A 22,719-nucleotide genomic window follows, 5' to 3' on the forward strand; every position below is an offset into this window, starting at 1 on the left:
CGCAGACTCAGCGACGGTAGCTGTGGAAGCGGTACCGCAGCCCGGAGCGGCTGGCCTGCCACTCCCCCGCCTCGCCCACCCAGGTTTCGTCCAGGGCGGGCGACAGCGCGTCGTCGTCGTCGCGGCGCAGGTCGACCTCGATCTCGGTGACCTCGCAGCGAGTGGCGTACGGCAACGCGGCCAGATACACCTGCCCACCGCCGATTACCCACACCGCGGGCTCGCCCTCGGCCTGGGCGAACGCCGCGTCCAGCGAGCCGACCACCTGAGCGCCGTGGGCGGCGAAGCCGTTCTCGCGGGACAGCACGACGTTGCGCCGGCCGGGCAGCGGCCGCACCTTGGCCGGTAACGAGTCCCATGTCCGCCGGCCCATCACCACGGTGTGCCCAATGGTCACCTCTTTGAACCGGGCGAGATCTTCCGGCACGTTCCACGGGATGCCGCCATCGCGCCCGATGACGCCGGAGGTCGACTGGGCCCACACCAGGCCCACGGTGGCACGCGTCATACCGCGACGGGGGCTTTGATGGCCGGGTGCGGATCGTAATTGCGCACGACGACGTCGTCGTAGGTGTAGTCGAAGATCGAATCACGTTTGCCCAGAACGAGTTCCGGGTAAGGCCGCGGCTCGCGGCTCAGTTGCAGCCGGACCTGCTCGACGTGGTTGTCGTAGATGTGGCAGTCCCCGCCCGTCCACACGAATTCGCCGACCGACAGACCGGACTGCGCGGCCATCATGTGTGTCAGCAGCGCGTAGCTGGCGATGTTGAACGGCACGCCCAGAAACAGGTCGGCGCTGCGCTGGTAGAGCTGGCAGCTCAGCCGCCCGTCGGCCACGTAGAACTGGAAGAAGGCGTGACAGGGCGGCAACGCCATCTGCGGGATTTCGCCGACGTTCCAGGCGGACACGATGATGCGCCGCGAGTCGGGGTCGGTGCGCAGTAAATCCAGGGCCGCGCTGATCTGGTCGACGTGCTCGCCCGACGGTGTCGGCCAGGACCGCCATTGCACGCCGTAGATCGGTCCGAGATCGCCTGTGTCACTTGCCCATTCGTCCCAAATGGTGACACCGTGCTCGTGCAGCCAGGCGACGTTGGAATCGCCGCGCAGGAACCACAGCAACTCATACACCACCGACTTGAGGTGCACCTTTTTGGTGGTGAGCAGCGGGAAGCCCGCCGACAGGTCATAGCGCAGCTGCTGACCGAACAGGCTTCGGGTTCCGGTGCCGGTGCGGTCGGATTTTTCCGTTCCCGCGTCGAGCACCAGGCGGAGCAGGTCCTCGTAGGGCGTCGGGATTGGCACGCGGTCAGCTTAGCGGCGATCGCAAGCGCGGCGAAGCCGGGCGCGGCGGGTCGACGCCGATTTATCCAGCGGCGATCGCGAGCGCGGCGAAGCCGGGCGCGGCGGGTCGGCGCCGATTTATCCAGCGGCGATCGCAAGCGCGGCGAAGCCGGACGCGGCGGGTCGACGCCGATGTTTAGGCGTCTAGGCGAGCGGAGTAGAACGGGTGCCATGCCGAATATCACCGACGTGGTCACCACCCCCGATGGCACCTGCACGGTGCACCTGTTCACCCCCGACGGGCCGGAATCCCAAGTCCCGTGGCCCGGTGTGGTCATGTATCCCGACGCCGGCGGCGTGCGGGACACGTTTGAGCAGATGGCCGCCAAGCTGGCCGGATTCGGCTATGCCGTGCTGCTCCCGGACGTCTACTACCGCACCCCGGGATGGGCGCCGTTCGACATGGCGACGGTCTTCAGCGACCAGTCGGAACGGGGACGCTTGTTTTCGATGATCGGCAGCGTCACCCCGGACCGGATGGCCGCCGACGCCACCGCGTTCTTCGACTACCTGTCCGCCCGCCCCGAGGTGTCCGGCGAGCGCTTCGGCGTGTGCGGCTATTGCATGGGCGGGCGGACGTCGCTCATGGTCGCCGGCCGGGTGCCCGACCGGGTGGCCGCGGCGGCGTCGTTCCACGGGGGCGGCCTGGTAACCGATTCCGACGACAGCCCGCACCTGCTGGCCGACCGGATGACCGCGACGGTGTACGTGGGCGGCGCCCAGAACGACGCGTCGTTCACCGCCGATCACGCCGAACAGCTCGACAAGGCGCTGACGGCGGCCGGCGTCGAGCACACCATCGAGTGGTATTCGGCGGGCCACGGGTTCGCCGTCCCGGACAACGCGCCGTATGACCCCGCGGCCGCCGAGCGGCATTGGACCGCGATGACGGAGGTGTTCGCCGCGGCGTTACCGCGCTGAGGGTTGCCCGGCGCGCTGTCTAGCTTGGCGGCAGGTTCACCAACTCGGCGAGCCGGGCGCGGTGACGGTAGCCGGTGCCGAACGCCAGCTGGTCGCTCTTGGCCCGCTTGAGGTAGAGGTGCGCGGGATACTCCCAGGTCATCCCGATGCCGCCGTGCAGCTGGATGCATTCCTCGGCGGCGTGCACGGCGACATCGCCGCAGTAGGCCTGCGCGATGGCGGCCGCCGCGGCCGCGTCGTCGTCGGCGCGAGCGCAGGTGTCGGCCGCATAGCGGGCCGCGGCCGTCGCCGCCCCCACGTCGAACCACAGGTCCGCCAGCCGGTGCTTGATCGCCTGGTAGGAGCCGATGGTGCGGCCGAACTGCCGGCGTTGCCGGACGTAGTCCAGCGTGGTGTCGAAACACCATTGGGCGACTCCGAGTTGCTCGGACGCCAGCAGGGCCGCCCCGGTGAGGACGGCGTCGGCGACCGGCCCGTCGCCCGCCCCGACCCGGGACGACGGCGTTTTCGAAAACGACACGGCGGCAAGGGGTCTGGTCATATCCAGCGCGAGCAGCGGCGACACCCGCACGCCCGCTGCGGCGGGGTCGACGGTGTGCAGCTCGAGCCCGTCCGGCCCGCCGACCGGCACCACCAGCACGTCGGCCTCGCCGGCGCCGGCCACGGGCGTGACCGATCCGCTGAGGCCGTCGGGCCCGCCGCTCACCCCGGTGACCGCGTCGCCGGGCGTTGCCGTCAGCGGCACCACCAGCGCCGCCGTCAGCTCGCCCTGGGCGAGCGCCGAGACGGTCTGGGTGTCCCCGGCCCGCATGAGCGCGACCGTGGCGAGGACCGCGCTGGACAAGAACGGCACCGGTGCGACCGCGCGGCCGATCTCCTCCATGACCACCGCGGCCTCGCGGACGCCGGCGCCGGCGCCGCCGAGCGATTCGGGAACCAGCAGGCCGGCCACGCCCAGCTCGGTGGCCAGCGTCCGCCACACGCCCGAGAAGTCTTGGGATTGCGCGTCATACGCGCCGGCCACCGACTCGGGCGGGCAACGCTCGGCGAACAGCTGACGGACGCCGGCCCGCAGCGCCTCTTCGGTGTCCGAGTAGAGCAGGTCGCCGGTCGGCACGCGCTGGGGGCTCATCGGGGCAGGTTCTTCCACGCGACGTCCTTGTCGACCCGATGTTCGCCCGGCAGCCCGAGAATCCGCTCGGAGATGGTGTTGCGCAGGATTTCTGACGTGCCGCCCTCGATCGAATTGCCGCGCGCCCGCAGGTAGCGGTAGCCGGGCCCGCGGCCGACCAGGTCGACCGTCTCGGGCCTGCGCATGGTCCAGTCGTCGTAATGCAGGCCGGATTCGCCGTGCAGCTCGATCTCGAAGCCCGAAATCGCTTGCGCCAGCGTGGCGAACGCCACCTTCATGCCGGCCCCCTCCGGGCCCGGCTGACCGGTGGCGGCCTGCTGCCGCAGCCGTTCACCGGCGAGCCGAAAGACCTCCGCCTCCACCCACAACCGCATCAGCTGGTCGTGCATGGCGGGGTCGCGCAGCGCCGGCTCGTCGCGCCAGGCGTCGGCGACCTTGCCGATGTGACCGCCCTCGCACGGCAGCCCGGCGCGGGAACCGATGGCGACGCGTTCGTTGTTCAGCGTGGTGGTCGCGACCCGCCAGCCGCCGCCCTCCGGGCCCAGCCGATTCGCGTCGGGCACCCGGACGTCGGTGAGGAAGACCTCGTTGAATTCGGCCTCTCCGGTGATCTGGCGCAACGGCCGGATCTCGACACCGGGCTGCGTCATGTCGCACAGAAAGTAGGTCAGGCCGGCGTGTTTGGGCACGGCCGGATCGGTGCGGGCAACCAGGATGGCCATCTGCGCGTGCTGCGCCTGCGACGTCCACACCTTCTGCCCGTTGACAATCCAGTCGTCACCGTCGCGGACCGCCCGGGTGGACACCCCGGCGAGGTCCGATCCGGCTCCCGGCTCGCTGAACAGCTGGCAGTAGATCTGCTCGCCGGTGAACAACGGGCGCAGGAACTTTCGCTTCTGCTCGTCGGTGCCGAACGCCGCGATGGTCGGCGCGGCCATGCCCATCCCGATGTAGTTCTTCGGGGTGCCGCCCACCGGCGCGCCGGCCGCGGCCAGCCGGGCATCGACGCGCTCCTGGGCGGTGCGCGGCAGATCCAGCCCGCCGAAACCCTGCGGCAGGTGCACCCAGGCCAGGCCCGCATCGTATTGCGCGCCAAGGAATTCCCGCGGGTCGCCGGCCGTCGGATCGTGCTCGTCCAGCAGTGCCTGCACGCGCGCGTCCAGCTCGGCCGCGTCGATGGCGCTCATTGCCCGCCGCCGGGTGCGGACCGGAATCCCTGTGCGGCGCCCAGCAGCAGACCACCGTCGATGACCATGGTTTCGCCGGTGATCCAGCTCGCCGCGTCGGAAACCAGAAAGGCGACCGCCGCGGCCACGTCGATCGGTTCGCCGATGCGCCCGAGTGCGATCGACGACGCCAGCGGATCCTCGTGGTCCTTCCACAGCGCCTCGGCCAGCCTGGTGCGCACCACGCCGGGGCAGATCGCGTTGACCCGCACACGCGGCGAAAGTTCCAGCGCCAATTGCTTGGTGACGTGGATCAGCGCGGCCTTGGTGGCGTTGTACATGCCCATCGCCGGCGACTGGTGCATGCCGCCGATGGAGGCGGTGTTGACGATCGCCCCGCCATGCTCGCCCATCCACGACTTGACGACGAGCGAGGTCCACAGCAGGGGGGCCCACAGGTTGACGTCGAAGATCTTGGTGAAACGGGCGTGGTCCTGGTCGATCAGCGGACCGTAGGCGGGGTTGGTTCCGGCGTTGTTGACCAGGATGTCGACGCTGCCGAAGCGCTCGAGCGTCATGTCCACGCAGCGCCGGGCCGCCTCCTCGTCGACCGCATGCGCCGCGACGCCGACGGCCTGGGCACCGACCTGCGCGGCGGCCTCGTCGGCGGCCTCCTGCTTGCGGGCGGTCAGCACCACGTTGGCGCCCGCGGCCGCCAGCTGCTGAGCGATCGACAGGCCGATTCCGCGTGACGCGCCAGTGATGATTGCGGTACGGCCGGTCAGATCTTGTGAGGTCATGTCGTGGGCCTTCCGTTGTTTGCCACCGAATTTTATTCGCGATGTTTTGGACACGTGTGGAGGTGGTATGCCAGGCGCATGCTATCGAAATTGACACTCATGAAACCGCTGGTTGTTGCCGGGGCTGTGGCTGCGGCTATCGCCGCCGCACCCGCGGCCGTCGCTGACGTTTCCGTCGCCGGACCAGCTGCCAATTCCCCCGCTCCGACCCACGTCACCTTCAAGCAGGACCCGGGCGGCGGCGGCTGCGACGCCAACGGAAACTGCGGCTCGGGAGGCCAGTTCGAGGGTCCCGGCGGCGGGCCCGGCGGCCAGGGCTGTGTCCCGGGTGTGGGCTGCGGCTCCGGTGGCCAGTTCGCCGGCCCGGGCGGCGTGCCCGGCGGCACCGGCTGCCTGCCCGGCGTCGGCTGCGGCTCCGGCCACGGATAATCGCTCGACCCGGTCAGCCTCCCGAGAGCCTGGTGATCCAGGCCCGGGAGGCTGACGGGTCTATCACGTCGTCCAGCTCGAACGTGGTGGCCGCGCGCAACGCCTTGCCGTGCTCGTACGCGGCGGCCACGAGGCGATCGAAGAGATCTTGCCGCTCGGCGGGGTCGTCGACCGCCGCCAGCTCCTTGCTGTAGCCAAGCCGCACGGCGCCTTCCAGGCCCATGCCGCCGATCTCGCCGGTCGGCCAGGCGACGGTGAACTGGGGCGCGCGGAAGGAACCGCCGGCCATCGCCATCGCGCCAAGCCCATACCCCTTGCGCAAGATGATCATGCCCAGCGGCACCGTCAGCCGCGCGCCGAGCACGAACATCCGGCCGAAGCGGCGAACCGCCGCCTGGGTCTCCGCGTCGGGTCCCACCATGAAGCCGGGGGTGTCGCAGAGCGAAATCACCGGCAGCCCAAACGATTCGCACAGGGCGAGGAAGTCGCCGGTCTTGTCGGCCGCCTCGGCATCGATCGCGCCGCCCAGGTGATGCGTGCTGTTGGCGATCAGCCCGTACGGCACGCCTTCGACGCGCACCAGCGCGGTGACGATGCCCACACCGTAGTCGGGCCGCAGCTCCAGCACGGATCCGACGTCGACGATCGCCTCGATCGCCCGGTGGACGTCGTAGGCACGTAACCGGTTCTGCGGCACCACATGCCGGGCCAGCCGGGGATCGGGCGCCTCCCACTCGTCCAGCCTGCCCTGAAAGTAGGACAGGTACTGCTTGGCCAGCGCCACCGCGTGGGCCTCGTCGCGGGCGACCAGGCTGACCACGCCGTTGCGGCGCTGCACACCGATCGGCCCGATCGCCTCCGGTGGGTACACGCCCAGCCCGCCGCCCTCGATCATCGCCGGCCCGCCCATCCCGATGTTGGCGTCCGGTGTCGCGATGATCACATCACAGACCCCGGCCAGCGCGGCGTTGCCGGCAAAGCACCGGCCGGACACGATCGATACCAACGGCACTTCGCCGCGCAACCCGGCCAGCATCCGGAAGGTCGGCACGTCCAGCCCGGCGGCGCCGCCGACGTCGGTGTCGCCCGGCCGGCCCCCTCCGCCCTCGGCAAACAGCACCACGGGCAGTCGCTTTCGCGCCGCCAGATCAAAGGCGCGGTCGGTCTTGGCGTGGTTGCGCATGCCCTGCGTGCCGGCCAGCACGGTGTAGTCATAGGACACCACGACGGCCTCGGCGGCGGCCCGCCCGAACCGGTCCGCGCCGACGGTCGCCAGGCCGGCCACCAGGCCGTCGGCCGGGGTGTTGGCGATCAAGTCGGATTCCGAGCGGCGGCTGCGCTGCGCCGCGATGGCCAACCCGCCGTATTCGACGAAGCTGCCGGGATCGACCAGATCGGCGATGTTCTCCCGCGCGGTGCGGCGCCCCTGCCGGTGCCGCTTGGCGACCGCGGCCGGACGGCCCTCGTCCAGCGTGAGCGCGTGACGCTGCGTCACCTCGTCGAGGTCGGCGCGCGATCGGTCAAGATCTGTTGCGGCCGTGGACGATTCGCCATCGCCGCCCGCCTCGGTGCGGGTGAACACCAGCAGCGGGTCCCCGGTCCCGACGACCTGCCCGGGCGTCACCAGAATCCGAACGGTCCGCAGCGCGTCCGGCGCGGCGAGCACGTGCTGCATCTTCATCGCCTCGAGGACCACCAGTTGGCTTCCGGCGGCGTACTCGGCCCCTTCGGATGCCACCTCGACCACCGTGCCGGCCAGCTGCGCGCGCAGGGCGTCCTCGCCGGGATAGAGCTCGACCGCCGCCACCTCGGGACCGCGCTGGTGAGACGACGCGGCCGCCGCGAACTCGGGAAGCCTCTCGTCGAGGAAACCGGCGCTCACCCAACCGGATTGGATCCGGTCCGCGGTCAGCAGCTCGCGGAGAAATCCGATGTTGGTGTGGATGCCCTCGATGCCGAACTCGGACAGCGCGGCGCCGGCTTTGCGCACCGCCGCCGGCCACGACGCGCCGCGCACATGGACGATGACCTTGGCCAGCAGCGAGTCGTACTGGGGGCTCACGGCCAGCCCCGGCCGGCCATACGTGTCGACCCGCACGCCCGGGCCGCTCGGCGGGGTGAAGGCCGTCAGCGTGCCCGCCGACGGCACCACGGAAAAGTCGGGCCCGAACGTCTCCATGTTGACCCTGAGCTGAATCGCGATACCGCGCTGGGCGGCCGGCTCGCCGATGACTTCGAGCCCGTCGGAAGCGATCCCGGCCGGCAACCCCAGCCGGTAGAAGGACGCGCCGCCGGCGATCGCCAGCTGGACGGCCACCAGGTCGAGGCCGGCGGTTTCCTCGGTGACGGTGTGCTCCACCTGGATTCGCGGGTTGACTTCGAGGAAGACGAAATCCTCGCCGGTGACCAGGAATTCCACCGTGGCCAGCCCACGCATGCCCACCCGCGCGCACAACCGCACCGCCGCGTGGTGCAACGCCCGGCGCAGGGCATCCGAAAGCCCTTGGGCGGGAGCTATTTCGACCAGCTTCTGGTAGCGGCGCTGGATGCTGCAGTCGCGATCACCGACCGCCAGCGCATGCGTCTGGTGACCCGCCGGCGCGGCCACGACCTGCACCTCGATGTGGCGGGCATCGTCGAGGAGCGCCTCGGCGAACAGCGCCGGATCACCGAAACCCAGCTGCGCCTCGGCCGCACAACGCTGGTAGGCATCGTCGATCTGATCGGCGCTGTGCACCTTGCGCATTCCCCGCCCGCCGCCGCCGGCGAGGGCCTTGAGCATGATGCCGCCCTCCTGCGCGGCGAAGAATGCCTTGACGTCCTCGACGCTGCTCGCCCCCTCGGTCGCGGGCAGCACCGGCACCCCGGCGGCGATCGCGGCGCCGCGGGCGGCGGTCTTGTTGCCGAGCAACCCGAGCACCCCGGGGTCGGGGCCCACGAAGGTGAAGCCGCCGGCCGCGCACGCGTGGGCGAATTCGGCGTTCTCGCTGAGGAATCCGTAGCCGGGGTGGATGAGGTCCGCGCCGGAGCCCTTCGCCACCGCCAGCAGGGCGGACTGGTCCAGGTAGGCCTGCGGGCCGCTGCCGGGCAGCCCGATCGCTTCGTCGGCGGCGTGCACGTGCGGGCCCTGCGCGTCGTCGCCGGCATAGACCGCGATCGTTCGCATGCCCAGTTCGGTTGCGGTGCGGATGATTCGAAGTGCGATCTCGCCGCGGTTGGCGACCAGCAGGCTCGCGCTCATCGCAGCGGATCCCCCCACCGCACCTGTTCGCGGAGCCTGGTTTTGAGCAGCTTGCCACCGGCATTGCGCGGCAGCGCGGTATCGACCACCGTGACGTATTGCGGCACTTTGAAGTCGGCCAGCCGGCTGCGACAGTGGTCGAGCACGGCCGGGACGTCGATCTCGTCGCCACCGCCGAACAGCACTGCCCCCACCTTCTCCCCCATCACGTCGTCGGCGACCCCGAGCACGCAGGCGTCCGCGACGCCGGGCGCCGCCAGCAGCACGGCCTCGACCTCGACGCTGGAGACGTTCTCGCCCCCGCGGTTGATGATGTCCTTGAGCCGATCGATGAGGTGCACCCTGCCCGCGTCGTCGACGCGCACCACGTCGCCGGTGTGCAGCCAACCGTCGGCAAAGGTCGTCGCCGTGGCTTCGGGCCGGTTCCAGTAGCCGGCGGTGACGTTGGCGCCCCGGGTCACCAGCTCACCCACGCCGGGCTCGGCCCCGAACGGGATCACCCCGAGGTCCACCGACGGGACCGCATACCCGACCGAGTCGGCGTGCTCGATGGCGTCGCCGTCGGGCAGCACCGTCATCAGCGATGCCGTCTCCGTCATGCCGTAGCCGTTGAACACGGCGGCGTGGGGGAACGCGTTCTTCACCGACCGCACCAGCGACGGGGCGATCGGGGCCCCGCCGTAACCCACCCACCGGATCCCCGAAACGTCGGTTCCGGCAAACCCCTTGTGCCGCAACAACAGTGAGTAGACCGCCGGCACCGTCACCATGACCGAAACGCGCTCGGCGCCCAGCGCGGCGATCAACGCGTCGAGGTTCAGGGTGGGCATGATCAACGACGCTCCCCCGAGCCGGGCGGCGGCCAAAAGCTGTGAATTGCAACCCGTCACGTGGAACAGCGGAACCGAGATGAGCGTCCGCATTCCCTCACCGAGGTCTCGCGGCTGTTGCAGACAGCGGATCGCGTTCTCGGTGTTGGTCAAAAACGCCTCGTGGGTGGTCGGCACCCCTTTGGGGTGGCCGGTGGTGCCCGACGTGTAGAACAGGGCGGCCACGTCGGCGCGGCCGAGTTGCTCGGTGACGGACGGCGGCCCGTCGGGCAACGCGGAATCCGGCGCCAGGTCGCGCTGCGCACCCGAGTCGGCCAGGACGAAGTCGACCTCCGGTTGGGCGGAGCGCGTATTGACCGCCACCGCAACGCCGCCCGCCATCACGATGCCCCAGAACGCCAGCACCCAGTCGATCCCCGCGGGGTAGCGCACCGCGACCCGGTCGCCCCGCTTGATGCCTTCCGCCCGCAGCCCGCCGGCGACCCGCGCGGCGCGGTCCCAGAGTTGCCGGTACGTCAGCCGGCCACCGCCCAGCTCGACCACGGCCTCGCTGTCCGGACGGGTGTCGACGTGTGCGGCGAGCATGTCCAGCAGGGTGGCGGGCAGCTCGTCGTAGCGCGGAATGCCGTCGCGGCCGCGGGACACGCCGACCGTCGGGAACGGATTGTGGTCGCGCGCGATTTCGATCACTGGAGGCATACCCGGTCCTTACTATCCGGTGTCCTATCGTGATAGCGGTGACGAACGATTCCGCCATCATGCCCGAGGCGTTTTTCACTGTAGACGGCGACTCCTATGTTCCGGGCACGATGACGCAGGGGCCGTGGGGCGCGGCCATGGGCGGCCAGATCGTCGGCGGCCTGTTGGGTTGGGGCATAGAGCAATCCGGCGTCGACCCCGACCTGCAGCCCGCCCGGTTCACGGTCGACCTGTTGCGCCCGGCCCTGATGCTGCCGGTGCAGATCCGGACGTCGGTGGCGCGGGAGGGGCGGCGCATCAAGCTGGTCGACGGCGAGCTGGTCCAAAACGGCACGGTCGTCGCGCGGGCCAGCGCGCTGTTTTTGCGTCGCGGCGATCATCCGGACGGCCGGGTGTGGTCCTTTCCGGTCGAGATGCCGCCGCTTCCGACGTCGTCGGACGGCTTCCCGGAGGGCATGCCGTTTCTCATCTGGGGGTATGGCGCCACCCGCGACGGCAGCCCCGGCATCGCCGCCGGCGAGTGGGAGCAGTCCGACTCCCAGAAGTTCGCGTGGGCCAGGGTCTTTCGGCCGATGGTCCACGGCCACCCACTGACCCCGTTCACCCGCCTGGCGTTCGTCGGTGACATCACGAGTTCGCTGACCCATTGGGGCACCGGCGGATTGCGCTACATCAACGCCGACTACACCGTCACCGCGAGCCGGTTGCCCGACGGCGAATTCCTCGGCCTGGCCGCCCAGAGCCACTACGGCACGGCCGGGGTCGCCACCGGGGCGGCCACCCTGTTCGACCGGCACGGCCCGATCGGCACCAGCTCGGCGCTGGCCCTGGCGCAGCCGGCCGACGCGTTCAAGCCGACCTACGCGTAATCCATCAACTGGGCCGCGACCGTCGCGCCGAGCTCCCAGCACGCCTGCAGCTGCTCCTTGCCCGGCTTGCCCGAAACCACCACCGTCTCAGCGGCTTTGGACCAGCCCAGCCCGGTCGTGATGGTGTCGACGGCGCGCTCGGCGCCCTCGGTGCCCTCGTTGCCGTGCAGGTACAGCCCGAACGGTCGCCCGCGGGTGGAGTCGAGCAGCTGGTAGTAGGAGCAGTCAAACGCGTGCTTGAGCGCGCCGGAGATGTAGCCGAGATTGGCCGGGGTGCCCAGCAGGTAGCCGTCGGCCGCCAGCATCTCGGCCGGCGAGACCGTCAGCGCCGGGCGGCGCAGCACCTCCACGCCCTCGATCTCGGGGTCGGTCGCGCCGGAGACGACCGCCTCGAACATCTCGTGCGTGTGCGGCGACGGGGTGTGGTGCACGATCAGCAGCGTCTTACTCATGGTCGCCCTGCAGGTTCACCGCCGTCTTCATGGCTTCGCGGGCGCGGCGGCGATCCCCCGCGTAGTCGTAGGCGCGGGCCAGCCGGTACCAGCGCCGCCAGTCGTCGGGGTGGTCTTCCACTTCGGTGCGCACGGTGGCGAACAGCGCGTCGGCCGCGTCTCGCTCGATGCGGCCCGAGGGGCGGCGCGGCAGCGCGCTGGTGTCCAGTTCCATTCCGTCGGCGGCGATCAGGCGCGCGAGCCGCTGGTGCGCGAACCCGGCCCGCAGGGTCGCGACCATCGCCCACAGGCCGATGACGGGCATGACCAACACCGCCAGCCCGAGGCCGACGGCGGCGGGCCGCCCGGAGGCGATCATCGCGACGGCCACCCGCCCCAGCAGCGCGAAGTACACCAACAGCGCGACGCACATGAAGGCGACGAGCAGTTGGGTGCGCAGCGCTTTGGTCATTGCAGGTTGAGCAGGGGCTCCAGGCCCACCGTCAGTCCGGGGTGCTCGGTGATGCGCCGCACCGCCAGCAGCACGCCCGGCACGAACGAGGTCCGGTCCAAGCTGTCGTGGCGGATGCTCAGCGTCTCGCCCTCGGTGCCGAACAGGATCTCCTGGTGAGCGACCAGCCCGGCCAGGCGCACCGAGTGCACCGGGATTCCGTCCACGTCGGCACCCCGTGCGCCCGGCAGGCTGGTGCTGGTGGCATCGGGGTTGGGCGGCAAGCCTTTTCGCGACTCGGCGATCAGTTTGGCGGTGCGCGTCGCGGTGCCCGACGGGGCGTCGGCCTTGTGCGGGTGATGCAGCTCGATCACCTCGGCCGAGTCGAAGAAGGGCGCCGCCTGCCTGGCGAAGTGCATCGAGAGCACCGCCCCGATGGCGAAGTTCGGCGCGATCAGCACCGACGTTTTCGGGTTCTCGGCAAGCCAGGCCCGCACCTGCTGCAGCCGCTCGGCGGTGAAGCCCGTGGTGCCGACGACGGCATGAATCCCGTTGCCGATGAGGAACTCCAGGTTGCCCATCACCACGTCGGGGTGGGTGAAGTCGATGACCGCCTCGGTGCCGCCGTCGGTCAGCAGGTTCAACGGGTCACCGGCGTCCACCTCGGCGGACAGCGTCAGATCCTCGGCAGCCTGCACGGCGGCCACCATCGTCGATCCGACTTTTCCCTTGGCTCCCAGCACTCCCACTCGCATGGCCTTCACCCTAGACCGGAGGGAGTTGTCCACAGTTCGGCGTCTATCCACAGATACGGCGTTGTGCGTTTCGCCGGACGGTGGCCGCCGATAAAATTCGAACATGTATTCGATCGAGGGGTCGCCCGAGGTGTCCGCCGCCCTGGACGCGCTCGACGCCGCCGCCGCAGCGATCCGCGGGCTGAACTTCGACCGGTTGGACCCCGCCGTGCGGCTGCGCTTGCTCGAGCGGATGGAGGCCTCGCGCCGGCGGCAGATCGCGGTGAGCCACGACGTGATCGCCGGCCTGGTGAGGGAGGATCCCGCCGCCCTCGGTGGCCCGGTGCACAAGGTGATCGCGGACTGGTTGCGGATCAGCTGCGCCGAGGCGTCCCGTCGGCTTCACGACGCCACCCAGCTGTCGCCGCGGCTGACCCTCACCGGCCAGGAGTTGCCGCCCGAGTTGCCGGCCACCGCCGTGGCGTGGAGCGACGGCCTGCTCGACGGCCAGCACCTGCGGGTGATTCAGGCGTTTGTCCGCGATCTTCCGGCGTCCACGCCCGTGGCCAAGGTGGAAACCGCCGAACGATTCCTGGCGAATGAAGCCGCGAAAGTACGGCCCGATCAGCTGCAGAAGCTCGCACACCGGTACGCGCTGTCGATCAATCCCGACGGGAAATTCTCCGACGCCGACCGCGCGCGTCAGCGCGGCTTCACCTGGTGTGGTCAGAGCCCCGACGGGATGAGCGTCGGAAAACTGGTCGCATCCCCGGAGCTGCGTGCCAATCTCGATGCGTGGATGTCCCACTTCGCGGCGCCCGGAATGTGCAACCCGGACGATGAAACGCCTTGTGTCGGAGGCGAACCCGATGACGAGCGCGCGCGTCGAGATCCGCGCAGCCATGCCCAACGCCAGCACGACGCGCTCAACGCCCTGGTGCGCGGCCAGTTGGGCGATCCGAAACTCGGCCAGCACAACGGCTTGCCGGTGGCCGTGATCGTGGCGACTACGCTGCAGGAGCTGACGTCGGGCACCGGGCGCGCCGTGACCGGTGGCGGGACGCTGCTGCCGATGCGCGACGTGATCCGGATGGGCAGCCACGCCTACCACTATCTCGTCGTGTTCGACGAGCATTCAAGCCGCCCACTGTATCTCGGCCGGTCGCGGCGCATCGCCTCGCCGGATCAGCGCGTCGTCCTCTACGCGCACGACCGCGGCTGCACGCATCCCGGCTGCGACGCGCCCGGCTATTGGTGCGAGGTGCATCACCTGAACGAATGGGCGGCCGGCGGCACGACCGATGCCGACAACCTCACCTTCGCCTGCGCGCCGCACCACAAGCTGGTCGAAAAGGGCTGGCGGACAAGGAAGAATGCCAGCGGGGACACCGAGTGGATACCGCCGCCGCGGTTGGACCGCGGGGTCCGCACCAACGACTATCACCACCCCGAGCGCGGCATCGGCGACCGCGCCGGCCCCTGACTTCACCTACGTGACGAACCGCCCGGCGAAGCCGCGCAGCGGCAGGTCGGCGCTGGTGATCAGCCCCGGCGGCGCCGCGATCACCGACTTGATCGCGGCGAGGGCCGGCATGCCGGTGACGGTCATGCCGATCGAGGCGAAGCTGTCCGGGTTGGACAGGTCCACGCCGGGCTTGGGAAAGATCATGTGCTTGTTGTAAATGCACGGATCACCCTTGATCTGGGTGATGTAGCAGCCCTTGATGTTCCAGCTGGGGTCGGTGTGCGGGGTCATCTGCCATTCCAGGTGCGTCTCGACCCGCGGCACGCCGTCGACCATGCCCTGGTACTTGATGTAGTTGCCGCCCAGCGATCCCTTGGGCAGGGTGTACCAGCCCAGGTCGACGTCCTTGGTGCAGGCGCCCAGCTCGTAGCTGAACTTGACCTCGTCGAGCGGCAGGTCGAAGCAATCGGCCATCATGTACACGCTGTCGGCGAAGACCCGGGTGTATTTCTCGAGCTTCGCGGGGATTTCCGGATCGTCGACCGGCTGGCCGTAGCCCACCTCGATCCAGGTGTCCTTCGAGTGGTGGCACGACACGTCGACGGACTCGATGGTGGTGATGTTCTCGATGTCGGCGACGTCGGCCGAGCACACGACGCCCAGGATCTGATTGAGCCCGGGGTTCATTCCGGTGCCGTAGAACGTCGCACCGCCCTTCTCACACGCCTCGGCGAGCAGCCGGCTCACCGGTTTGCCCGACGGGTGCGGGTGATTGGTGTCGCGATGCCAGCCGGTGATCCAGTCCGCGGTGGTGACGATGTCGATGCCCGCCTCGAGCACCTGTAAGTAGAGGTCCTCGTCGGGGAACACTCCGTGGAAGGTCAGCACGTCCGGCTTGGCGGCGATGATCTCCTCGACGGTCCCGGTGAACTTCACCCCATTGGCCCCCACGCCGGCGAACTCCCCGGTGTCCTTGCCCACCTTCTCCGGCGAATAGGCATGCACGCCAATAAGTTCGAGATCGGGCTGGGCGGCGATCCTTTTGATCATCTCCGAGCCGACGTTTCCGCTTCCGACCTGAAAGACGCGGATCGGTGTTGCACTCATCTGGTTAAGCCTTCCTGCGATACGAACGCGTCGGGATAGAACTGCTTGGCCCACTGGCGAATTGCCGTGAATCCCTCGTACTCGTCGGTGGCCAGTGCGGGTGGATCCGAATACCGTTGGTGCTGCCAGATTTCGATGTCCTGGGTGAACTGGCGGATCACTTCCCGCCCGAATTCGGCCGCCTTGCGTTCGGCGCGGTCCGAGTCGTCGCCCACCGCGCGGCCGATATACACCATGAACCGGACGTCGGAGGTGCGCTCGTCCACCGGGGTGATCGCGGAGATGGTGCGGTTGTCGATCATCCCCCAGCTCTTGGTCACCGCGATTCCCAAGCCGCCGTTGATGGCCTGCACGCCGCTATTGACGTCCTCGATCTTCTGCCCGTCGTCACCCTCGAAGGTGATGGTGAAATCGACATACGACACCGGCTCGGCGAAGTCGTGGCGGGTGAACACCGGCACGATAGGGGTGTTGTGCACGTACTTGAAGTGCGCGAAGTCCACCCCGTTCTCCAGCACGTACTGCGGGTGCATCTCCAGCGTCTCGCGGTAGAGCCGCTGCTGCGGGTAGTAATCGTCGGCGCTGCTGCCGTCGTCGAAGCCGGCGAACACATCCGGCGGGTCGAAGTACGGTTCGCGGCGTTCGAGGTCGTGCCAGATGTAGACCGACGCGTTCCGTTCCACCACCGGGTAGGTGCGCATGCGCCGGCCGCGGTTGGGGCGGTCCTGGTACGGGATGCAGACGTTGCGGCCCTCTTGGCTCCACTGCCAGCCGTGGAACGGGCACTGCAGCACCTCGCCGACGACCTTGCCGCCGTATCCCAGGTGCGCGCCGAGGTGCTCGCAGTAGGCGTTCATCACCGTGAGCTGGCCCGATTCCGCGCGCCAGGCGACCATTTCCTGGTCGAAGTACTTCATCTTGTGCACGTCGCCGACGCCGATCTCGTCGGACCAGGCGACCTGGAACCAACCGGTCGGCTTCATCGACAACGGCGGCTTAGCCATCGCGTCCTGCCATATGACTGCCCTCCCTCGGGTTACGAATATAGGCCGCAACACCAAAATATCAAAGTACCCTCTATGAAACTACTCATCCCGCCCGGCCGGAGTGGATAAGATCGCCCAATGACACGCGCACGCAGCGGAGCCGGGATCGCGGGCCGCCGCCCGAACCGGCGCGGACATGCGACTCGCGAAAGCATGCTCGAGGCCGCGCTGCGCTCCCTGGCCTCCGGCGAGCCGGGCTCGGTGTCGGCCAACCGCATCGCCAAGGACATCGGCGCCACCTGGGGCGCGGTGCAGTACCAGTTCGGCGACACCGACGGGTTCTGGGCCGCGGTGCTGCACCGCACCGCCGAGCGGCGCGCCGTGACGTTCTCGACGCTGTCGGCCCCGATCTCGACGGAGGCGCCGCTGCGGGAACGCGTCGGCGCCATCATCGACACCCTCTACACCGGCCTGGCGTCGGCGGATTCGCGCGCGATCGAGAACCTGCGCGCCGCGTTGCCGCGCGATCCCGGCGAGCTCGAACGCCTGTATCCGCGCACGGCGGCCGAGCTGTTTTCCTGGGGCAAGAGCTGGCTGGAGACCTGCCAGCAGGCGTTCGCCGGTTTGGCCGTCGACCCGGACCGGGTCCGCGAGGTGGCCGCCCTGATTCCCGGCGCGATGCGCGGCCTGGTGTCGGAACGCCAGCTGGGCTCCTACGCCGACCTCGACATGGCGCGCCGGGGCCTGACCAACGCGTTGGCCGCCTACCTGGAGCCCTCCCGGCCGTAACCGGCTCAGGCGTCGATGACGACGCGCCCGCCGTCGGCCCGCGAGACGCACACCAGCATGCCGTCGTCGCCGGGCGCGGCACGCCCGCGGTGATCCACCTGTCCGGCAAGCACTTTGACCCGGCACGTGCCGCAGAATCCCTGCCGGCACGAATAGGGGGTCGTCGGGTCGCGGTCGAGCATGACGTCCAGCGCCGTGCGATTGGCCGGCACCGCGAGCACCTGGCGTGAGCGCGCGAGCTCGAGTTCGAACGGAACCCCGTCGACGATCGGCGCCGGGCTGAACCGCTCGTAATGCAATGGCGCGCCGGCATGTTGGTCGCGGGCGACCCGGACGGCTTCGAGCATGGCGCTCGGTCCGCATACGTAGACGGCGGTGGACGGGCCGGCGCCGGCCAGCAGCTCCGCCACGGTCGGGAAGCGGCCGTGCTCGTCGTCGGCCCACACCGTCACCCGTTCCGGGGCCACCGACACCACCTCGTCGAGCAGCGGCATGTATTCGCGGCTGCGCCCGGTATAGATTGCGCGCCAATCGATCCCGCGCTGTGCGGCGGCGCGGATCATCGGCAGGATGGGCGTCACCCCGATGCCGCCGATGACGAACAACACGTCGCGCTCGGCCGTGCCGAGATAGAACGCATTGCGCGGGCCTTCGAACTCACACGTGTCGCCCACGCCGAAAGCCTCGTGCATCTCGATGGATCCGCCGCCGCCGTCGGCGATCCGGCGCACCGCGATGCGGTAATCGGTGCGCCGCCCGGGAGGACCGCACAGCGAGTACTGCCGGCGCCGGCCCGAGGGCAACAGGACGTCGATGTGCCCGCCGGGCGTCCAGGAGGGAAGCAGGCCGCCGTCGGGGTCGGCCAACGTCAGCGCGACGACGTCGGGCGCGACGAGCTCGCGTTTGGTCACGACCGCGGTCAGCGTGCGCTGCACCGGCTTCACCCGCGACGGCTGCCACCGCGACACCGAGGCGAATCCCTCGAACACCGCACGGATGCCCCACAGCAGCGACCCGAAGCGGTCGTGGTCGCGCCGGCCGTACAGGTCGGCGGGCCGGCTGGCCCAGATGCTTTCCGGCACCGGTCCCCCTACGTCTGCCGAATGTCCAAGCGCGCGAACAGCCGAACCGCCCCCGGGCTGATGCGCCGCATCGCGTAGCCGATCCTGGATTCGGCGGCGATCGGCAGCACGGCCGGACCGGTCTTGATGGCCTTCACGATCGCCTTGGCGGTCGCCTCGGGGGTGAAGTTGCGGCGCCGGTAGGCGGCGTCGGCCTTGCCCCGCGCCCGCTCCTGCTGCTCGGCGCTCATCCCGGCGTAGATCGTGCTCTTGGCGATGTTGGTGTTGACGAAGCCCGGGCACACGGCGGTGACGGTGATGCCCTCGTCGGCGAAGTCGGCGCGCATTGACTCGCTGAGCGCCAGCACGGCCGCCTTGGTGGTGCTGTAGGCGACCATCGATTTCGACGGCAGGTAGGCCGCCGCCGAGGCCACGTTGATGATCGTGCCGCCCTCGCCGCGCTCGACCATCTGCGCGCCGAACGCCCGGCTGCCGGAGATGACGCCGTGAACGTTGACGCCCATGATGTCTTCCCAATTCGCGGAGCTGGTCTCCAAAAACCGGCCCGCCATTCCGATGCCGGCGTTGTTCACCAGGATGTCGACCACCCCGTGCTCGTTGCGCACTTGTGCCGCAAGCTCGTTCATCGCGTCCTCGTCGCTGACGTCGACCTGGTAGACCGCGGCTTCGGCGCACGCGGCGCGCACGGCGTCGGCGGTTTCCTTGGCGGCGGCCCGATCACGGTCGGCGAGGATGATCTTGCGGGCGCCGCACCGGGCCAGCTCCACGGCGGTGGCCCGGCCGATTCCGGCGCCGGCGCCGGTGACCAGGGCGAGCTTGCCGCGCACGTCGCGTCGTTCGCCGCGCGCCTCGGCCACGACGGGCCCACCGGCGACGGCCCGGTCGACCCATTCGGCGGTCAGCCGGGCGACGACGTCGGGGCGCGACGTCACGACCCAGTGCCCGCCCTCGATCGCGATCACCCTGGCGCCGTGGGGAATTGCTCCGGTGAAGCGCTGCAGCGCGGGTGTGACGAAGACGTCCCGCCGCGGAACCAGGGTCTGCACGGCGACCGTCGTCGTCGGGAGTTGCGGACCCGGCGCCAGCATGGGCGCGGGCATGTTCTGCCGGTACAGGTTGAGCCCGTGGACATAGTCGGTGACCGACCGCATGGTCTCGTGGCGCTGGCTGCGGGTGCTCGAGCGGCCGATGCGTTCAAGGGCCTCAATGACTTTCACGCCGATCCTCGAGCGAAACGACAGTTCGGGCACTCCCGGGCACAAGAAGAAACCGATGTAGCCCGACGAGATCAGCTGCCTGGCGACTTGGGCCACGGCCCGGGGCGTGCGCGCGGACCGCAGAAACGCCCCGGCGTACTGCAGGTGCGGGCCCGAGATCGACGTGAACGACGCCACCTTGCCCATCACCGAGTCGTCGGTGACCGCCGCCCACGCCTGGATCGAACCCCAGTCATGGCCCAGCAGGTGCACCCGCCCGACGCCCAGGCTGTCGATCACCGCGTCGATGTCGGAGACGAGTTGTGCGAAGTCGTAGCCGGAACATTGTGTGGGAGAAGAGGATTCACCGGCGCCGCGCACGTCGTAGGCGACGAAGTTGTAGGGCTTACCGGCCAACTCCCGGGCCACGCCGTCCCAGACGTGGTGGTTGTCCGGAAAACCGTGAATCGCCAGGATGGTTGGGCGCGCCGGGTCGATGTCGGTGTAGCGGTGCACGGCCAGTGTGACGCCGTCGCTGGCGGTGAGGCTCGACGTGGTGCCCATCGGTCAGTGCGACGCCCGCGCGGCGGGTGAGACGGCTAGGTAGTCGACGGCCTGCCCCAGCCCGCCGAGCTGCGAGGGGTGAAAGCCCGGCCGGTAGTAGTTCCCGATCGCTCGCACGAATCGCAGCGGCCCGGGCACCAATCCGCGGCGGGCCGCGGCGAAGTAGTCGCGCCAGCGGGGCTTGGTGCGCGGCGGCAGATAGGGATCCAGCGAGTACAGGAACCGCACCCCGCGGATCCACAACAGCAGCATGGCGGGCGACACGACCAGCTGGGCGCGGACCTGCCGCCAGTAGCCGGCCCGCAGATGCTTCATGGTGTCGAAGGCGACCGCCTTGTGCTCGACCTCCTCGGCGCCGTGCCAGCGCAGCATGTCCAGCATCACCGGATCGGTGCCGATCGCGTCGTGGGCCGGCGAGTTCAGGATCCACTCGCCGAGGATGGCGGTGTAGTGCTCGATGGCGGAGACCACAGACACCTGCTCGAGCAGCCAGCTCTGCCGGCGGCGCTCGCTCCAGTGGGGCCGCGGCCCCAGCAGCGTGTCGAACAGCCACTTGATCTGGCCGGTGTAGGGGGTCAGGTCGATGCCCCGCGCGGCGAAGTGGGCGAGCACGTCGGCGTGCGCCTGGGAATGCACCGCCTCCTGCCCGATGAACCCCTGGACGTCCAGCCGCAGCTGATCGTCTTTGATCAGCGGCAGGGCCTTCTTGAACACGTCGACGAAGAACTCCTCGCCGGCGGGCAGCAGCAAATGCAGCACGTTGAGAACGTGGGTGGAGAACGGCTCACCGGGCACGTAGTGGAACGGCAACGTCGCCCAATCGAAGTGCACGTCGCGCGCCTCGAGGACCAGCCGTTCGTGGTCGAGCGACGCGTCGTGCGGACCCGCCGCCTGGTCGTCGATGGTCAGCATTATTGCCCCCTACCTCGGCGTTTCCGACGCCGCGAGCTGCCATTATAGTTGCGCGACCAAGTATGCGGAACCACCGGTACCGGGTTTTGTCCGGCCGGTGTCTGTGGCGTCCTCAGGGCGCGACCGGGCGCAGGTCGTAGGATCCCGGATCGGTGTTGACCAGCATCGCGCGATGTTCGGCCGGCGTGAAAGGCCACACCTCGGGCACGCCGTCCTTGTTGAGGTACCAGCTGTCACAGCCGGTGGTCCACACGGTGTTCGGCATCGCGGCGCGCAGCCCCGCGTTGTAGCGCTCGGTCGCCGAGGGCGTCGGCTCGACGGTGTCGAATTCCCCTCGGCGCCAACGCTGGATCCACCCCAGGACGTGCTCGGCCTGCGATTCGGCGACGGTCGTCAGCGCCAGGTTGCCCACCGGGCTGTGCGGCCCCAGCATCATGAAGAAGTTGGGAAAGCCCGGCATCGCGACGGTCTGGTACGCCCGCGGCCCGTCGCGCCAGACGTCGTCGGCGGCGATCCCGTCGCGGCCGGTCAGCCGCATCGGCCGGAAGAAGGCGTGGGTGTCGAATCCGGTGGCGAGCACGATGATGTCCACGTCGTGCAGGACGCCGTCGTCGGTCACGATGCCGCCCCGCTCCACGTGGTCGATGCCGGCGGTGACCAGGTCGACGTCGTCGCGCTGCATCGCGCGGTAGAAGCCGCCCGACATCACCAGCCGTTTGCACATCGGCGTGTAATCGGGGGTCAGCGCCCGGCGCAGCTCGGGGTCGCGGACCTCGCGGAGGCTGGCGCGGCACAGCGCCCCCATGATCTTTCGGCGCACGCCGGGCTTGGTCAGCCCCACCGCGAAGAGGTCGAACACCTCGCTGTAGCCGCGGTACGCCATCCGGTCCAGCCACGGAAACCTGTTGCGGGTGAGGCCGGTGAACCTGGTGTAGCGGGGGTTGGGCAGCTTGAGCACCCACTGGGCCGTGCGCTGAAACAGCATGACCCTGCCCGCCACGCCGGCCAGGCCGCAGACGAGTTGCACGCCCGTCGACCCGTTGCCGACGATCGCGATCCGGAGCCCGGCCAGCTCGACGGAATGGTCCCAGCGCGCCGAGTGAAAGACGTGGCCGCCGAAGTCGTCCAGGCCGGCGATCGACGGCATCCGGGGATGATGCAACACGCCGGTGGCCGTGATCAGGAAGTCCGCCGCGCACTGTTCGCCGGCGGCGGTGCGCAATGACCAGCGGCCGTTCTCGAAACGGGCATCGGTGATTTCGGTGCCGAACCGGATGCGGTCCCGCAGGCCGAACCGGTCCGCGATATTCCGGAAGTAGTCCTGGATTTCGCCGCCGGGCGAGAACAGGTGCGTCCAGTGCGGGTTGGTGGCGAACGTGTACTGATAGACCCGTGACGGTATGTCGCAGGTCAGGCCCGGATAGGTGTTGTCCCGCCAGGTGCCGCCCACCTCGTCGGCCTTCTCGAAGATGGTCACATCGGTAATACCGCTGCGCAGCAACGCAATTGCGACGCACAACCCGGACATGCCGGCCCCGACGACGGCTACGGCGGGATCGCGTCGCGTCATG

Annotated in this window: 21 protein-coding genes; 5 read left to right on the forward strand and 16 right to left on the reverse strand. The window is 69.5% G+C overall.

The window, feature by feature from the left end:
• Positions 1-7 precede the first annotated feature (7 nt).
• Both AC0KTM_RS16525 and AC0KTM_RS16530 read right to left on the reverse strand, forming a co-directional pair.
• Positions 8-508 carry a dihydrofolate reductase gene (locus tag AC0KTM_RS16525; protein WP_238956408.1) on the reverse strand — a complete coding sequence of 167 codons (501 nt, stop codon included), beginning with the start codon at positions 506-508 and terminating at the stop codon, positions 8-10.
• Positions 505-1,305, reverse strand: coding sequence for a thymidylate synthase (locus tag AC0KTM_RS16530; RefSeq protein ID WP_238956409.1), 801 nt, complete (start codon positions 1,303-1,305; stop codon positions 505-507). Before AC0KTM_RS16530 ends, AC0KTM_RS16525 begins: the two co-directional genes overlap by 4 nt.
• Positions 1,306-1,515: 210 nt before the next feature.
• Here AC0KTM_RS16530 and AC0KTM_RS16535 point away from each other — a divergent pair, with 210 nt between their 5' ends.
• Positions 1,516-2,265: a dienelactone hydrolase family protein gene (locus AC0KTM_RS16535; RefSeq protein WP_238956410.1), complete on the forward strand. Its 750-nt coding sequence runs from the start codon at positions 1,516-1,518 to the stop codon at positions 2,263-2,265.
• A gap of 19 nt (positions 2,266-2,284) precedes the next feature.
• Here the strand turns inward: AC0KTM_RS16535 and AC0KTM_RS16540 are convergent, their stop codons facing one another.
• From AC0KTM_RS16540 to AC0KTM_RS16550, 3 genes are read right to left on the reverse strand one after another with little or no spacing between them, the layout of a single operon-like run.
• The gene (locus tag AC0KTM_RS16540) at positions 2,285-3,382 is read right to left on the reverse strand and encodes an acyl-CoA dehydrogenase family protein (protein ID WP_238957338.1); all 1,098 of its coding nucleotides are present in this window, start codon (positions 3,380-3,382) and stop codon (positions 2,285-2,287) included.
• A gap of 11 nt (positions 3,383-3,393) precedes the next feature.
• Positions 3,394-4,584, reverse strand: a complete 1,191-nt coding sequence (locus tag AC0KTM_RS16545) for an acyl-CoA dehydrogenase family protein (protein ID WP_472416151.1) — start codon at positions 4,582-4,584, stop codon at positions 3,394-3,396.
• Complete coding sequence (locus tag AC0KTM_RS16550) at positions 4,581-5,363, reverse strand: SDR family oxidoreductase (protein WP_472416153.1); 783 nt, start codon at positions 5,361-5,363, stop codon at positions 4,581-4,583. Before AC0KTM_RS16550 ends, AC0KTM_RS16545 begins: the two co-directional genes overlap by 4 nt.
• Positions 5,364-5,462: 99 nt before the next feature.
• Here AC0KTM_RS16550 and AC0KTM_RS16555 point away from each other — a divergent pair, with 99 nt between their 5' ends.
• Positions 5,463-5,792: a PE-PGRS family protein gene (locus AC0KTM_RS16555; protein WP_225327636.1), complete on the forward strand. Its 330-nt coding sequence runs from the start codon at positions 5,463-5,465 to the stop codon at positions 5,790-5,792.
• Between the two features lie 13 nt (positions 5,793-5,805).
• Here AC0KTM_RS16555 and AC0KTM_RS16560 read toward each other — a convergent pair whose 3' ends face one another.
• Complete coding sequence (locus AC0KTM_RS16560; RefSeq protein ID WP_472416155.1) at positions 5,806-9,033, reverse strand: acetyl-CoA carboxylase family protein; 3,228 nt, start codon at positions 9,031-9,033, stop codon at positions 5,806-5,808.
• Positions 9,030-10,562, reverse strand: coding sequence for a class I adenylate-forming enzyme family protein (locus AC0KTM_RS16565; RefSeq protein ID WP_472416157.1), 1,533 nt, complete (start codon positions 10,560-10,562; stop codon positions 9,030-9,032). The genes AC0KTM_RS16560 and AC0KTM_RS16565 overlap by 4 nt, the downstream gene beginning before the upstream one ends.
• 59 nt (positions 10,563-10,621) lie before the next feature.
• Between AC0KTM_RS16565 and AC0KTM_RS16570 the strand changes: the two genes are divergently transcribed.
• Entirely contained in the window at positions 10,622-11,431 is an 810-nt protein-coding gene (locus AC0KTM_RS16570) for a thioesterase family protein (protein WP_238957339.1), read from the forward strand.
• Here the strand turns inward: AC0KTM_RS16570 and AC0KTM_RS16575 are convergent.
• From AC0KTM_RS16575 to dapB, 3 genes are read right to left on the reverse strand one after another with little or no spacing between them, the layout of a single operon-like run.
• Positions 11,422-11,883 carry a flavodoxin family protein gene (locus tag AC0KTM_RS16575; protein WP_008258632.1) on the reverse strand — a complete coding sequence of 154 codons (462 nt, stop codon included), beginning with the start codon at positions 11,881-11,883 and terminating at the stop codon, positions 11,422-11,424. The two genes, AC0KTM_RS16570 and AC0KTM_RS16575, sit on opposite strands and share 10 nt — an antisense overlap.
• Entirely contained in the window at positions 11,876-12,334 is a 459-nt protein-coding gene (locus AC0KTM_RS16580; RefSeq protein ID WP_472416159.1) for a tetratricopeptide repeat protein, read from the reverse strand. The genes AC0KTM_RS16575 and AC0KTM_RS16580 overlap by 8 nt, the downstream gene beginning before the upstream one ends.
• The gene (gene dapB / locus AC0KTM_RS16585) at positions 12,331-13,068 is read right to left on the reverse strand and encodes a 4-hydroxy-tetrahydrodipicolinate reductase (RefSeq protein WP_472416161.1); all 738 of its coding nucleotides are present in this window, start codon (positions 13,066-13,068) and stop codon (positions 12,331-12,333) included. Before dapB ends, AC0KTM_RS16580 begins: the two co-directional genes overlap by 4 nt.
• Before the next feature lie 103 nt (positions 13,069-13,171).
• Here dapB and AC0KTM_RS16590 point away from each other — a divergent pair, with 103 nt between their 5' ends.
• Entirely contained in the window at positions 13,172-14,530 is a 1,359-nt protein-coding gene (locus AC0KTM_RS16590; protein WP_472416163.1) for an HNH endonuclease signature motif containing protein, read from the forward strand.
• Positions 14,531-14,536: 6 nt separating this feature from the next.
• Here AC0KTM_RS16590 and AC0KTM_RS16595 read toward each other — a convergent pair whose 3' ends face one another.
• Both AC0KTM_RS16595 and AC0KTM_RS16600 read right to left on the reverse strand, forming a co-directional pair.
• Entirely contained in the window at positions 14,537-15,619 is a 1,083-nt protein-coding gene (locus tag AC0KTM_RS16595; RefSeq protein WP_472416165.1) for an NAD(P)H-dependent amine dehydrogenase family protein, read from the reverse strand.
• The gene (locus AC0KTM_RS16600) at positions 15,616-16,623 is read right to left on the reverse strand and encodes a Rieske 2Fe-2S domain-containing protein (RefSeq protein WP_225327630.1); all 1,008 of its coding nucleotides are present in this window, start codon (positions 16,621-16,623) and stop codon (positions 15,616-15,618) included. The genes AC0KTM_RS16595 and AC0KTM_RS16600 overlap by 4 nt, the downstream gene beginning before the upstream one ends.
• A 195-nt stretch (positions 16,624-16,818) precedes the next feature.
• Between AC0KTM_RS16600 and AC0KTM_RS16605 the strand changes: the two genes are divergently transcribed.
• Entirely contained in the window at positions 16,819-17,394 is a 576-nt protein-coding gene (locus AC0KTM_RS16605) for a TetR/AcrR family transcriptional regulator (protein WP_425326357.1), read from the forward strand.
• Positions 17,395-17,399: 5 nt separating this feature from the next.
• Here the strand turns inward: AC0KTM_RS16605 and AC0KTM_RS16610 are convergent, their stop codons facing one another.
• From AC0KTM_RS16610 to AC0KTM_RS16625, 4 genes are all read right to left on the reverse strand, one after another.
• On the reverse strand, positions 17,400-18,476 hold the full coding sequence (locus AC0KTM_RS16610; protein ID WP_472416167.1) for a PDR/VanB family oxidoreductase: 1,077 nt from the start codon (positions 18,474-18,476) through the stop codon (positions 17,400-17,402).
• A gap of 8 nt (positions 18,477-18,484) precedes the next feature.
• Positions 18,485-20,236, reverse strand: coding sequence for an SDR family oxidoreductase (locus tag AC0KTM_RS16615; protein WP_472416169.1), 1,752 nt, complete (start codon positions 20,234-20,236; stop codon positions 18,485-18,487).
• A 3-nt stretch (positions 20,237-20,239) separates the two neighbouring features.
• Positions 20,240-21,148: a metal-dependent hydrolase gene (locus AC0KTM_RS16620; protein ID WP_225327626.1), complete on the reverse strand. Its 909-nt coding sequence runs from the start codon at positions 21,146-21,148 to the stop codon at positions 20,240-20,242.
• Positions 21,149-21,260: 112 nt separating this feature from the next.
• Positions 21,261-22,718 carry a flavin-containing monooxygenase gene (locus AC0KTM_RS16625; RefSeq protein WP_472416171.1) on the reverse strand — a complete coding sequence of 486 codons (1,458 nt, stop codon included), beginning with the start codon at positions 22,716-22,718 and terminating at the stop codon, positions 21,261-21,263.
• Between the last annotated feature and the right edge of the window lies 1 nt (position 22,719).

Source organism: Mycobacterium sp. NTMscope_Eco_3, assembly GCF_976985685.1.

Bases quoted from the DNA above. Each gene is read 5' to 3' on its own strand.
- AC0KTM_RS16525 (WP_238956408.1), bottom strand. From the start codon at position 508: ATGACGCGTGCCACCGTGGGCCTGGTGTGGGCCCAGTCGACCTCCGGC.
- AC0KTM_RS16535 (WP_238956410.1), top strand. From the start codon at position 1,516: ATGCCGAATATCACCGACGTGGTCACCACCCCCGATGGCACCTGCACG.
- AC0KTM_RS16545 (WP_472416151.1), bottom strand. From the start codon at position 4,584: ATGAGCGCCATCGACGCGGCCGAGCTGGACGCGCGCGTGCAGGCACTG.
- AC0KTM_RS16550 (WP_472416153.1), bottom strand. From the start codon at position 5,363: ATGACCTCACAAGATCTGACCGGCCGTACCGCAATCATCACTGGCGCG.
- AC0KTM_RS16555 (WP_225327636.1), top strand. From the start codon at position 5,463: ATGAAACCGCTGGTTGTTGCCGGGGCTGTGGCTGCGGCTATCGCCGCC.
- AC0KTM_RS16560 (WP_472416155.1), bottom strand. From the start codon at position 9,033: ATGAGCGCGAGCCTGCTGGTCGCCAACCGCGGCGAGATCGCACTTCGA.
- AC0KTM_RS16565 (WP_472416157.1), bottom strand. From the start codon at position 10,562: ATGCCTCCAGTGATCGAAATCGCGCGCGACCACAATCCGTTCCCGACG.
- AC0KTM_RS16570 (WP_238957339.1), top strand. From the start codon at position 10,622: ATGCCCGAGGCGTTTTTCACTGTAGACGGCGACTCCTATGTTCCGGGC.
- AC0KTM_RS16575 (WP_008258632.1), bottom strand. From the start codon at position 11,883: ATGAGTAAGACGCTGCTGATCGTGCACCACACCCCGTCGCCGCACACG.
- AC0KTM_RS16580 (WP_472416159.1), bottom strand. From the start codon at position 12,334: ATGACCAAAGCGCTGCGCACCCAACTGCTCGTCGCCTTCATGTGCGTC.
- dapB (WP_472416161.1), bottom strand. From the start codon at position 13,068: ATGCGAGTGGGAGTGCTGGGAGCCAAGGGAAAAGTCGGATCGACGATG.
- AC0KTM_RS16590 (WP_472416163.1), top strand. From the start codon at position 13,172: ATGTATTCGATCGAGGGGTCGCCCGAGGTGTCCGCCGCCCTGGACGCG.
- AC0KTM_RS16595 (WP_472416165.1), bottom strand. From the start codon at position 15,619: ATGAGTGCAACACCGATCCGCGTCTTTCAGGTCGGAAGCGGAAACGTC.
- AC0KTM_RS16600 (WP_225327630.1), bottom strand. From the start codon at position 16,623: ATGGCTAAGCCGCCGTTGTCGATGAAGCCGACCGGTTGGTTCCAGGTC.
- AC0KTM_RS16605 (WP_425326357.1), top strand. From the start codon at position 16,819: ATGCTCGAGGCCGCGCTGCGCTCCCTGGCCTCCGGCGAGCCGGGCTCG.
- AC0KTM_RS16615 (WP_472416169.1), bottom strand. From the start codon at position 20,236: ATGGGCACCACGTCGAGCCTCACCGCCAGCGACGGCGTCACACTGGCC.
- AC0KTM_RS16620 (WP_225327626.1), bottom strand. From the start codon at position 21,148: ATGCTGACCATCGACGACCAGGCGGCGGGTCCGCACGACGCGTCGCTC.
- AC0KTM_RS16625 (WP_472416171.1), bottom strand. From the start codon at position 22,718: ATGACGCGACGCGATCCCGCCGTAGCCGTCGTCGGGGCCGGCATGTCC.